Origin of the sequence: Runella sp. (assembly GCF_965279615.1) — a bacterium.
In the GTDB taxonomy this organism is placed as follows: Bacteria; Bacteroidota; Bacteroidia; order Cytophagales; family Spirosomataceae; genus Runella.
In genome coordinates this window covers 3,721,156-3,733,258 of record NZ_OZ257252.1, presented here as the reverse complement: position 1 = coordinate 3,733,258, position 12,103 = coordinate 3,721,156, and the positions used below count along the sequence as shown (strand labels likewise).

Annotated in this window: 13 protein-coding genes; 4 read left to right on the top strand and 9 right to left on the bottom strand. The window is 44.0% G+C overall.

The window, feature by feature from the left end:
• Positions 1–176 precede the first annotated feature (176 nt).
• From ACQY73_RS15775 to ACQY73_RS15765, 3 genes are all read left to right on the top strand, one after another.
• Entirely contained in the window at positions 177–1,424 is a 1,248-nt protein-coding gene (locus tag ACQY73_RS15775) for an ABC transporter permease (RefSeq protein ID WP_428667760.1), read from the top strand.
• Between the two features lie 65 nt (positions 1,425–1,489).
• The gene (locus ACQY73_RS15770) at positions 1,490–1,936 is read left to right on the top strand and encodes a DMT family transporter (protein ID WP_428667758.1); all 447 of its coding nucleotides are present in this window, start codon (positions 1,490–1,492) and stop codon (positions 1,934–1,936) included.
• Positions 1,937–1,980: 44 nt separating this feature from the next.
• Positions 1,981–2,907 carry a glycoside hydrolase family 43 protein gene (locus tag ACQY73_RS15765; protein ID WP_428667756.1) on the top strand — a complete coding sequence of 309 codons (927 nt, stop codon included), beginning with the start codon at positions 1,981–1,983 and terminating at the stop codon, positions 2,905–2,907.
• A 78-nt stretch (positions 2,908–2,985) separates the two neighbouring features.
• On the opposite strand, the gene serS is transcribed toward ACQY73_RS15765, so the two are convergent.
• The 4 genes from serS to ACQY73_RS15745 all read right to left on the bottom strand — a co-directional run bounded on the left by serS (position 2,986) and on the right by ACQY73_RS15745 (position 6,906).
• Entirely contained in the window at positions 2,986–4,257 is a 1,272-nt protein-coding gene (gene serS, locus ACQY73_RS15760) for a serine--tRNA ligase (RefSeq protein WP_428667754.1), read from the bottom strand.
• A gap of 347 nt (positions 4,258–4,604) precedes the next feature.
• On the bottom strand, positions 4,605–5,039 hold the full coding sequence (gene tnpA, locus ACQY73_RS15755; protein ID WP_428668475.1) for an IS200/IS605 family transposase: 435 nt from the start codon (positions 5,037–5,039) through the stop codon (positions 4,605–4,607).
• Positions 5,040–5,249: 210 nt separating this feature from the next.
• Positions 5,250–6,608 (bottom strand): aspartate kinase, encoded by a 1,359-nt coding sequence (locus tag ACQY73_RS15750; protein ID WP_428667752.1) that lies wholly within the window; start codon positions 6,606–6,608, stop codon positions 5,250–5,252.
• A 40-nt stretch (positions 6,609–6,648) separates the two neighbouring features.
• On the bottom strand, positions 6,649–6,906 hold the full coding sequence (locus ACQY73_RS15745) for a CBU_0592 family membrane protein (RefSeq protein ID WP_428667750.1): 258 nt from the start codon (positions 6,904–6,906) through the stop codon (positions 6,649–6,651).
• 435 nt (positions 6,907–7,341) lie between these two features.
• Here ACQY73_RS15745 and bshC point away from each other — a divergent pair, with 435 nt between their 5' ends.
• A complete protein-coding gene (gene bshC / locus ACQY73_RS15740; RefSeq protein ID WP_428667748.1) occupies positions 7,342–8,949 on the top strand; it encodes a bacillithiol biosynthesis cysteine-adding enzyme BshC in 1,608 nt (535 codons plus the stop codon).
• A gap of 76 nt (positions 8,950–9,025) precedes the next feature.
• On the opposite strand, the gene ACQY73_RS15735 is transcribed toward bshC, so the two are convergent.
• The 5 genes from ACQY73_RS15735 to ACQY73_RS15715 form a co-directional block, all read right to left on the bottom strand.
• A complete protein-coding gene (locus ACQY73_RS15735) occupies positions 9,026–9,361 on the bottom strand; it encodes a DUF2853 family protein (RefSeq protein WP_428667746.1) in 336 nt (111 codons plus the stop codon).
• An 88-nt stretch (positions 9,362–9,449) separates the two neighbouring features.
• Positions 9,450–10,157 (bottom strand): hypothetical protein, encoded by a 708-nt coding sequence (locus tag ACQY73_RS15730; protein WP_428667744.1) that lies wholly within the window; start codon positions 10,155–10,157, stop codon positions 9,450–9,452.
• Between the two features lie 48 nt (positions 10,158–10,205).
• The gene (locus ACQY73_RS15725; RefSeq protein ID WP_428667742.1) at positions 10,206–10,637 is read right to left on the bottom strand and encodes a gamma-glutamylcyclotransferase family protein; all 432 of its coding nucleotides are present in this window, start codon (positions 10,635–10,637) and stop codon (positions 10,206–10,208) included.
• 6 nt (positions 10,638–10,643) lie between these two features.
• A complete protein-coding gene (locus ACQY73_RS15720) occupies positions 10,644–11,474 on the bottom strand; it encodes a DUF481 domain-containing protein (protein ID WP_428667740.1) in 831 nt (276 codons plus the stop codon).
• Between the two features lie 34 nt (positions 11,475–11,508).
• Positions 11,509–12,102: a DUF6992 family protein gene (locus ACQY73_RS15715; protein ID WP_428667738.1), complete on the bottom strand. Its 594-nt coding sequence runs from the start codon at positions 12,100–12,102 to the stop codon at positions 11,509–11,511.
• Position 12,103: the final 1 nt, after the last annotated feature.

Here is a 12,103-nt window from a genome sequence, read left to right as displayed (position 1 = left end):
GCCAATGGCTTTTCTACAATTTTGACAAACAGAACGTTAGTTGATTCATTGCCGGTATGAATGCCAATTAAACTATATGATTGCCACTCATGTAAAATGTTGGTTAAATATGAGTTGTATGTAGAATTTTTGTTGTCGATCCCTTCAAACTGATTCCCAATAAACCGTAAATAGCCATGAAATTTCTTCGCCAAACATTTGAAAGTCTGCGTTTTGCCTGGCAGGCATTGCGTTCAAATCTTATGCGTACCACCCTGTCATTATTAGGGGTAACGGTGGGAATTTTTGCCATTATCGGTGTTTTTACCATTGTTGATTCATTGGAGCGCAGCATTCGTCAGAGCTTGGAAAGCATCGGTACGGATGTCGTATATGTTCAAAAATGGCCCTGGAATTTTGGGGGGGAGTTTCAATGGTGGAAGTATTTTCAATGGCCTGAAACGTCTTACAGCGATTATAAATTTTTGGCAGAACGAATGGAAGGAGCCGAAGCCGTTGTAGCGATGGGTTTTAAGGGTGGATTGACGGCCAAAAACGGTAACAACAGCATGGACGCGCTGATTCAGGGAGTAACGTATGACTACAATAAAGTAGCGGATATAGATGTTGAAAAAGGCCGATATTTTACACCTCAGGAAATCGACGCCGGAAGAAGCGTTGCAGTCATTGGAGCCGATCTGGCCGAAACCTTGTTTCCCGGTGACCCTGACCCGTTGGGTAAAAGCTTTAAGATCAGAGGCTTGAATTACTCCGTTATCGGTATTCAAAAAAAGAAAGGAAAAGGATTGCTTGATGTTGGGGGTAATCCTGACACTAAGGCTCTGTTGCCTTTCTTAACGTATGCTAAATCGTTTCAGAATCGTTACGAAAGTTCAGTAACCATTGTAGCAAAAGGAAAACCGGAGGATGCAGGTTTGGTAGAATTAGAGGCAGAAATTACCGGACTTCTTCGCACCAAACGAGGGCTAAAACCTTCTCAAGACACAAACTTTTCGATCAATCGCCCCGAAGCGGCTACAAAGGCAATTTCAGGTTTGTTTGGCATAATTACCATGGCAGGTTGGGTGATCGGTAGCTTTTCCATTTTAGTAGGAGGTTTCGGTATTGCCAACATCATGTTTGTATCGGTCAAAGAACGCACCAACCTTATTGGGATTCAAAAATCATTAGGGGCCAAAAATTACTTCATCTTATTCCAATTTCTGTTTGAAGCCATCTTCCTGAGCCTTATTGGTGGCTTGGTTGGTATTGGACTGGTTTATTTGTTGTCTTTCATTCAATTGGGTACGTTGGACATCGTTCTTTCTCCCAAAAACATCATGTTGGGCTTGAGTGTATCGAGTATTATCGGTGTTTTGGCAGGAATTGTGCCGGCGTTTGGTGCGGCGCGTTTAGACCCTGTAGAGGCGATTCGCGCTAAGTAAAACGTTTTTTATTCCGCCGTTTTTTTGGGAAGTTTGCGGTCACATTACTTGACGATCCACTTCCCATGAATTATTTTTTTCTTTTACTGGCTTTCCTTATCGGAATTTCCAATGCTGTACAGGGAGGGGTTAATTCTCAACTACGCCTTGCTACCCAAAATCCGCTGTTATCTTCTGTCATTTCATTTGGTACAGGGTTCATCGGTCTTGTATTTTGTTATACTATCTTCAACAAAGACCCATTTCCTTCGCTGGAAACCTTCAGAAATATTACTTGGTGGAAATGGATGGGTGGGCTGCTAGGCGCGTTCTATATCGTAACGGTTATTTTTATTATAAAAGATATTGGCCCGGCCAATATGATTTGTCTTGTTATTGCAGGACAATTGGTAGCGGGGGTGCTGATGGATCATTTTGGATTAATGGGCTTTCCGATTCATACAGTAAACACTTGGCGAATTTTAGGAATTGGACTGATTGTCGGAGGTGTTGTTTTGGTGCTTAAAAATTAAATCGGTGTCGCTGAGAATGTTAGATTAAAGTAAAAAAGAGAAAAATGAAGATCAAAATTTTATGTCTTTTCCTGTTGCCCTTGTTTGCAACGGCTCAAAAAGACGCTTATTTGTTTTCCTATTTTGTAAAAAACGGCGAAGACGGTCTGCACTTCGCATACAGTACCGACGGCTTGACGTGGCAGGCGCTCAAAGAAGGAAAATCCTTTTTACAGCCGATGATCGGGAAAGATAAACTCATGCGCGATCCGTGCATTTATCAGGATAAAAGCGGCACATTTCATATGGTCTGGACGAGTGGTTGGTGGGACAAAATCGTCGGATATGCCTCTTCAAAAGATTTGGTGAATTGGTCAGAACAAAAGGCCATTTCGGTCATGGAGCATGAACCAACGGCCAAAAACAGTTGGGCACCCGAAATTGCCTATGATAAAAAGTCAAAACTGTTTCTGATCTTCTGGGCAACCACTATTCCCGGAAGGCATAAGGACGTTGCTGATTCGGAAAAAGAAAAGGGCTTAAATCATCGAATGTATTACGTCACTACGCCTGATTTCAAAACATTCAGCGAGACAAAAATGTACTTCAATCCTGATTTCAGCGTGATTGATGCGACGATTTTTGAAAAGGGGAATGATTATTATATGTTTTTGAAAAACGAAAATCCAAAACCTGCCGAGAAGAACATTCGAATTACGCAGGCTAAAAGTGCTTTGGGGCCTTTTCCAACGCAAGTATCAGCGCCGATTACGGGAGATTATTGGGCAGAAGGCCCAACTGTCATTCAGGTAGGAGAATATGTGTATGTCTATTTCGACAAATACACGCAGCATAAGTACGGAGCCGTGCGTTCCAAAGACCTCAAAACGTGGGAAGATGTATCTGATAAAGTAACATTTCCCGAAGGAATACGCCACGGAACGGCCTTTAAAGTCTCACCATCACTACTGGGATCTCTCAGGAAATTGTAAAAGTATGTCGGCGGTTATGAGTAACCGCCGCACTTCGTAGTGGAGAAGGTTGTGAGCAACCTTCTCCACATATAACTCTTATTTAATCACTTCAAAGCCGCAATACGGCACCAAAACTTTCGGAATACGAATGCCTTCGGGGGTTTGGTTGTTTTCGAGCAGCGCCGCCAAAATACGGGGCAAAGCCAAAGCGGAACCATTGAGTGTATGAAGCAATTGCGTTTTGCCTTCTGTTTTGTAGCGCAATTTAAGACGGTTGGCCTGATAGGTTTCAAAGTTAGAAACAGAACTGCACTCCAACCAACGAGCCTGCGCCGCAGACCACACTTCAAAATCGTACGTCAAAGCCGATGTAAAGCTCATATCGCCACCGCAAAGGCGAATGATACGGAACGGTAATTCCAGTTTTTGAAGCAACCCTTTTACGTGTTCGGCCATTTCGTCGAGTGCCTGATACGATTCTTCGGGTTTGCGAATCTGCACCAATTCCACTTTGTCAAACTGGTGCAAACGATTCAGGCCGCGCACGTGCGCTCCCCAACTCCCCGCCTCACGACGAAAACAGGGTGTATAGCCCGCGTTCCTGATAGGGAGTTCATTTTCAGGCACAATTACATCGCGATACATATTTGTGATAGGTACCTCTGCGGTCGGAATCAGGTATAGATCGTCGGCGGTGGCGTGGTACATTTGGCCTTCCTTGTCGGGTAATTGTCCCGTTCCGAAACCTGATTCGGCATTGATAAGAATCGGTGGCTGAATTTCCAGATAACCTGCTTCTACCGCTTGGTCCAAAAAGAATTGGATCATGGCACGCTGCAATCGAGCACCTTTGCCCTTGTACACAGGAAATCCCGCCCCGGTGATTTTGGTGCCCAGTTTGAAATCAATGATGTCGTACTGTTCGATCAATTCCCAGTGCGGTTTAGAGCCTTCGGGCAAAGTTGGTTTTTCTCCCCACAGATACGTTTCCACATTTTCCTCAGGCGTGCGGCCCGGAGGCACGCTTTCGTGGGGGAGATTAGGCAATAAAATCAAAATAGCCTGAAGTTGTTCTTCTATACCTTTAAGGCTCTCTTCCAGTGATTTAGCGTTTACTTTTAACGTCGACGTTTGGGCCTTGGCAGCTTCGGCTTCTTCTTTCTTCCCTTCTTTCATCAACTGTCCGATTTGCTTGGCCAGTGTGTTGGATTGGGCCAATGTTGCATCCAATTCGCCTTGAGTATCGCGGCGCTGTTTGTCCAATTCCAGAATCTTGTCTACAGATTCGGCGGCTTCTTTAAAATATTTGCGTTCTAAACCGGCGATCGTCAGGTCGCGGTTTTCGCGGATAAAGTTCAGTTGTAACATTGTAATTCATTAATTTGTAAGAGCTAAATCGAAATGTCGAAATAGCCATTGTTGTTTAGTTCTCTTTTAACTCCGGCGTTATAGGAATAGGAGTCTACCTTAGTTCTCTTTTAACTCCAGCCTTTAGGCTGGGGCTGTTGGGATCTATACAACTATCATGGGCTTTAGCCATGACATCATCGTAGCTATCGTCAGGGCTAAAGCCCAAGTGAGGTGAGGCATTCGCCTTTCCCCGGCCTGAAGGCACGGGGTTATAAGAGGGTTACCTTAACTTTCACTTCTAATTCTGGCCGCGACAGTGTATCGCCTTTAGACGGGGTTCACCATTTATGTGACTATCAGATGCTTTAACCTTGACTTACATAGAATCCATACTTGTCTATAAATTCCTGGCATTCTTCCGCAAAAGTCTTTTTCCGATGATGTTCCTCTTGGTTGCGAATATACATTCTTACTTTCTCAATCTGTGATTCACTAACCGATACCGCATAATATTCATCGGCCCAATAAAGCTTTTCGCGAAATAATTGCTCTTGATTAGCCCAATGAGCCGCTTCTCCTTTGATGAGCTGCATTGTCTTTGCCATTGTTGCATCGGCATTGAGAGCCATCAAACAATGAATATGGTCTTCAACTCCGTTGATAAAATCTATGTACATTCCTTTCGCGTGAGCATTCTCTCTAATGTGTGCAAACAATTTTTTGCGTTTACTTTTCTCAAGAGTTGATGCTCTGTTTTTTGTGCCCCAAACGGCATGGATCCAAATTTTGACGAAAGCCATAGTGAGCTGTTTTGTCAGGGCTAAAGCCCCTTTTTCGAGTTTCTCCTTTTCTCCCGGGCCTAAAGGCGCGGGGTTAGGAGAGATTTCTAGGGAATTATTCAAGATGTATCTGTCTCTCCCTCCTCTAACTCCGGCCTTTAGGCCGGGGAAAGTGAATGCATCTCTTGGCAAGGGCTTTAGCCATGACACTGACTGATGGAATTCATTCCACTACTGCGCCGTGAAGATATTCTTCATGGCATCTTCGTAGTAGAATAAGCGTTCATTGAGTACATTCAGCGCTTCGGCTTTGTCTTTCGACCAAACCAAAATGGAGAGATTATGCTCTGACGCGCCGTATGAGATCATCCGGATCGGAATGTGTTTCATGGCTTCAAAAACCTTCAACGCAATTCCCTCTTTATCGGCTTTGAAATCACCCACAATGCAGATGATGGACAAGTCGCGGTCGTGTTCTTCCAAATCGGCGATTTCACTCAATTCGGCAGTAATTTCGGCCAAATGCGTATCATTGTCGATGGTCACGGATACCGATACTTCGGAGGTAGTGATCATATCGACCGGCGTTTTGTATTTCTCAAATATCTCAAACACCCGACGCAAAAATCCGTAAGCATTCAGCATACGCGTCGAATGAATATAAATAGCCGTAAGACCGTCTTTGGCGGCAATGGCTTTGATCTCGCGGTCGGTCGTGGTCGTTGCAATGAGTGTCCCGAAGGCTTGCGGCTCCATTGTATTTTTCAAACGCACGGGTACACCGCGCATCTTGGCAGGTGTGATCGTGCTTGGGTGGAGAATCTTAGCTCCGAAATACGCCAGTTCAGCGGCTTCTTCAAAGGTCAGTTCACGGATCGGGAACGTACGTTTTACGATGCGGGGATCATTGTTATGCATTCCATCAATGTCGGTCCAAATCTGAATTTCTTCGGCCCGAATGGCTCCTCCGATCAACGAGGCTGTATAGTCCGAACCGCCGCGTTTGAGGTTATCCACTTCTCCGCGAGGATTACGGCAAATAAAGCCTTGCGTAACGATGAGCTGTTTGCCGGTCTGCTGGTCCAGCATATCGCTCAAAAGTGCTTCAATGGTTTCCAATTCAGGTTCGCCGTCGGTGTCAATGCGCATAAAATCAAGGGCCGGCAAAAGCACCGAGCTTTCTTCCTGCTCTTCCAAATACGCCTGAAACAGTTGCGTACTCATGATCTCTCCCTGCGCCACGAGTTCTTTGTCTTGCTTGAGGGTAAAAGGTCGGCTTTTCAACACCGAACGAATGAAATTGAACTCATTGTCAACGATGGCCTGTCCCTTTTTGAGACTTTCTTCGTTGCTGTATAATTCTTTGATAAACGCATCGTAATGCGATTTCAAGGCATCTATTTTTTCCTGTACTTCGGCGTCATTGTTGGCTTTTGCCGATTCTCCCATCGAAATCAACGCATTGGTCGTACCCGAAAGAGCCGACAATACTACAATTTTGCGACCGCTGTCGGCCGTAATAAGTGTTCTGATTGAGTGCATCCGTTCGGGTTTTCCTACCGACGTTCCGCCAAATTTCCAAACTTGCATTGTTCTATATTAAATTGTTGTACAGGTGAATTTGCTGTTTTTATGATAATTTGCTCTCTTTCCCTCGCTTCACCATTCCCCAGATCGCAATGCCTACCCAAACGATATTGACCACAGCGGAGGGAATTGCATCGTGAAAAAGTGTATTGACGATCAGACAAACACTGCCGACGAGATTGGCCCATAAATAAAAAGTGGAGTTGGAATGTAAACGACCGCTGATGTTGAGGGCATAAGCCGCTACCACCAATACCGAACCAATCCAGCCAAGAATATCTATGATAATGCGTTGGGACATTTTTTGAAATTTTTCGCAAAATTACAGGATAAATCCGTAGAAACCTGTCTGTTTTACCAATACTTGAAAATTGTGGTAATAATCTTATAACCAATTGAAAGAACGTACTTTAAAAGTGCCCAAAATCTGTAAGAAGCCGACGCCGAATTCCTGAGAAAATAATTAGCCCAACTACTTCCCCGAGCTTGTTCTTTTGAAAGCCTAACCCTAAATTTTGAGCGTAGAATTTCTTCATTGTACAATAAGAATAATCACGATAGGATTTAAAATGATATGGTTTTAAATGAATGAACGGTAGATTGCAAATACCGGGAAACTTTACGGAGGGGTGTTTCGTTTAGGAGTTTAGACTTGAAAGTGAGTTTTGATTCTCAATGTCTAACCGCTTTGGCGGACTGAGCCGGCGTCTGTCTAATGTCAAATTTTCCCTCGAACATGCATTGTCAACCTTTACCACTTGCAATTACGGGAGCTTTCCCGCCGCTTTTTTTAGATTACATCTCCCAAAAAGCTCATTTACAGCCTTTTTATGGACATTTTCCAACACTCAGCAATTTTGAAGGACAGTTAAAAGACAAAAGCCAATTCCCGTCTTCTCACCGGGAAGTACTCGTAAAAGCACTCGAACGACAGTACAAACATTTACCGATAAAGCCGAATTTGGCAGTTCTGAATGATCCTAATACGTTTGTGGTCACGACCGGACACCAACTGAACATTTTTACGGGACCGCTCTATGTGATCTATAAGATCGTCACTACCATTAATTTGGCCCGAAAACTAAAGGATGCTTATCCTGATTTCAATTTTGTACCCATCTATTGGATGGCAACAGAAGATCATGATTTTGAGGAAATCAGTTACTTTAATCTTTTCGGTAAAAAATATACCTGGCAAACCCAACAGCGTGGCGCCGTGGGCCGAATGACGCCCCGCGAACTGGGCGAAGCACTCAAAATTTTGCCGGAGCGCGTGCCTGTTTTTGAAAAAGCCTACCTGCAATGCGATAATTTGGCCGACTCCGTTCGGTGTTATATGAATGAATTGTTTGGGGGCGAAGGCTTAGTATGCATTGATGGCGACGACTCAGAATTAAAGGCGCTGTTTTTGCCCGTTATTGAAGCTGAATTAAAACACCAACAAGCCCACCGGATCAGCAATGCCACCACGCAGCAACTTGAAGCCGTGGGCTACCATACACAGCTCACCCCCCGCGAGATCAACTTTTTTTATTTGGATGACAGCCTGCGGGAGCGCATCGTAAAAGAAGGCGACGTGTATCGCGTGCTTAATACCGATCTGACGTTTTCACAAGAAGAAATCATAGCCTTGGCGCGGAAGCACCCCGAGCGATTCAGCCCAAATGTAGTGTTGAGACCGCTGTATCAGGAAGTTATTCTGCCGAACCTGGCCTATATCGGTGGCCCTTCAGAGGTGCCGTATTGGTTGCAACTGAAAGGAATATTTGACCATTTCCAGGTTCCTTTTCCCATGTTATTACCGCGAAACTTTGCACTTTATATCAACTCAGTCAGTCAAAAACGTGCTGAAAAATTGGGTGTAACGGTTGAAGAATTGTTTTGGGACGATGTAAAACTCCGTAAGTCGTTTGTAGAGAAAACTTCTTCTTTATCGTTGGAATTGAGCCACGAAAAACGCGCCATCGAAGAAGTATTTGTGAATATTTTACGCAAGGCTATTTCAATCGATAAAACGTTGGAAGGAGCGGTAAACGCAGAGAAAACAAAAGTGCTTAATACGTTGGAAAACGTAGAAAAACGCCTCCAAAAAGCGGAAGAACGTAACTATGAAACGGAAGTAAATCAATTGTTGAGCCTAAAATCAAAGCTTTTCCCTAACGGAAGTTTACAGGAACGAAGCGATAATTTCCTCAATTTTTATTTAAACGATCAGACGTTCTTAGAAAAACTCTTGAACGTATTTGATCCATTGGACTTTACCTTTAATATTTTGACCGACGAAGAAAGCGAAGAAGAAGCAAACTCGGCAGCAAGTGCGGTCGGTCGAAACAGTCAGGGTTAGCCAAGTGTATAAATTGAAATAAACAACAAAGCCGTCCCAAGAGACGGCTTTGTTGTGAAAGAGCATGGACTATTGCCTATGCGTATATCGCTTCTTTTCCGAATTTTTTGACAAGCAAATAATAAAATACCACGCGCAACTTACGATTTACACCTTTCAGCGTGGCTACGGTTTCCGCAATGGCGGCGTCCAGTTCCGGCCCGTCGGTTAATCCCAACTTACCGATCAAGAAGTTGGTTTTAACGCGGTCAAGTTCTTCAGAATCAGAAGCTGCCACCAACGATGAATCTGCGTTGTAGATGGATGGGCCGAGGCCTTTTGCTACTGCCGTTACAAGTGCTTCGTCGGCACTTACGCCTACGCCGCTGAGTTGTTCAAGAGATTTTTCTACTACTTCGGTAAATGCACTCATAGTATTAAATTTTTAAGGTGAAAAAAAGGGTTATTCCAATAGAAAGCGAATAATCGAAAAAAGGGATTACTTCTGCAAACTTTTTGGTTTATTTTTTGAATCGCTTGAACACCTTCCAGCATTGCAGAACTTCGTAGGTAAGCTCATAATCGGTGGAAAGAAGGAGGAATTCCTCCGAAAAATCGCAGAAATAACGGAAACGTTCCATGCGTTCGCCGCTTAATTCCGTGGCTTGACCCGCGATCATTGCAAAACGATAATTGGCCAAGTCGCGCCGACGTTTTTCCTGCATCAACATCGCCACCTTCCGGTCTTCACGCGCCGACTTGCTAAAGAGCTCATAAAGAAGGCTAATGGGCGATTGCGCCAATTTTATCGCTTCGCCAAATGACAGATTTTTGCGGGCTTCCGGTTCGGCAACCACTCTTGCGATCTCCTTTTGGAGTTCCTGTTCGCGTTTGGAGATTACTTTTACTTCGGGCAACTCAATGGCTTTGTCCAGTTTTTTTAACAGAAAAGTAATTTCTTCTTCATTGCCATTCCAGCGAAAAGCATTGCGTTGATGGGTCAAACTGGCTATTTCAATGGAATCACCCACGGAAGCGTCCAGAAAAAATACGCCGTACTTATTGGTACGGGTCATGTCGCGGGTTTTCAGGTTGGTAATGGTGGCTAAATTGACTCCTTCTTTGGTTGCAACGTCCAGTACTTTGCCCAAAACATATCCTTTTTGGGCAAAAAGTTGTCCTGTCGTTAAGAAAGAAAGCAGGAGAATAAAATGGCTAAAATGCTTCACAAGTTAGGGGTAATAAGACAATAGAATAGTAATGTTAACGCCCGTTGATTACAAATGTTGTTTGCCGTCAGATAACCATTTTCGATAGTCACCATGCGGAATAAAGGTAAATGATTCAACCGATTGACAAAAAAGATACGCCCAACAGGAGATTATGTTTCCATTTTCAAGCACGACCGAAATCTGCTGACGTACATACTCAGGATTAAAAACAGTAACGCCTTCGTAGCGATCCAAAGTGATGATTACTTTTTGGAAATCCCGTAATTCCCATACTTCGCCGTGTACTTTGCCTGCACTTTGAGGGTCATAAATGGCTCCCGGGTATTCTCCCAGATCGTATAAAAAACCTTGAAATGAAGCTTTTCCCAACCAAGTTCCGTTTTGTCGGATCTTCTTCGCAAATGGATTCGTAAAGCCCTGCATCAGCGTTCCATAGACGAAAAGGTAAGCATTTTCCGGCGACGATTCGGCGTTCATAACAAGTTAGTTTTGGAAAGACAACCCGATGGTCCAACGAAAGTCGTTGGTTTTTCGCCCCGGCACTACATAACTTTCGTAGGCATTTTCAAATTTAGTACGTAAACTCAAATTATTGCTCATTTTGTAAGCCATTGTTAATGAGCCGTTCCAACGAAAATTATTACGCATGGATATGGCAGGTTGCAGAAAAACAATGCCTGTAACGGTAAACTTCCCTGCTTTATCAGGCGCAAATTCACCCAAAAGCCGGGTTGAATTTCGCCAAACATCAAGGTCAGTTCGTTCCAAAAAATCAGTTACTTCGTGCAATATCAGGTTGGTTATAGAGATATACGCTCTCTTTTGTTGAACCAATTTTACACCTACGCCCGCACCCTGTGTCCACCGATTAAGAATATGCCGCAAATTGCTCTTGTCCCACGCCAAAAAAGCAAGTCCATATACCTGTTTTTGGTGCCAAAACGAACCACGTATATCAGCAAAAAATTCGCGTTCGGCCAATACTTTAGCCTGTTTCCCATAGATGAACGAAGGACTGCTCGATAGCTTGAATTGCTTGCTCGGCTTCCAATCCAGCGCAGAAGACAGTTGCAGCAATACGCGCTCTACGTTGCCGGTAGATGCTGTTCCGTCCAGATTGAAACGAAGAAAAAATTGCTGAACACTGTCTTGTTCGGCCTCTGCTACATCCGGATAAGCGGGGTCTTCATCGTCGGATTCAGAAGGGTTTTCGGTGGAATTTACCTGTAAAGTGTCAGGGACGCTTTGCGCAAAACAGGTTGAAACAAAGGTGATTGCTAAACAAAGTGCAACAAAGAAAAAACGAATTATCATAAAACTTTGCAAACGTTTGAGTCGCAAAGATAAATTAAAATCGCAGGCTTACCCCATTTCCGTTCAGGGCTACTTTGTCCAATAGTTGATGTAAACGAGGACTATCGGCGCGGTGAAGCAAGTAATTGGTTACATCAAAAATCAACAGAAAACCACCCTGTACAATAACTGCCTGACCAAAACCCCGAAAGCGATCTTGGCGTGTAATATTTGTTTCAAATTTTGATTTATCAAGTAGCCAAAGCCCGCCGGTGACGTACGCTACGTCTAAACCTGCATTGAAAAGCAATGTTTTTTGTAGAGCATAATGACTTTTTACGGCCGACGAAAGGGTAGGGGAAGAGGCTTTTTTGCGAAGACTCAGTAATCCAACTCCTGCAATACCAACATTGACGGCATTCCAATACAGGTTCATTTCGTGAAAATACCGCGTGCTTCCGGTGGATTGCCCAATCGCAATTCCGCTCACTGCCAAATTGGCCGCCGACCAACCCGCCAATGTCCACATGCCGGCTCGTTGGATTTTTGCCTGATGCTGGGTAATTTCCGAAAGGGTTGAAATTGACTGAGCAAGAGTGAATTGGAGGCTTCCCAAAAGCATCAACAATCCGATAAAAAGTTTTTTCATT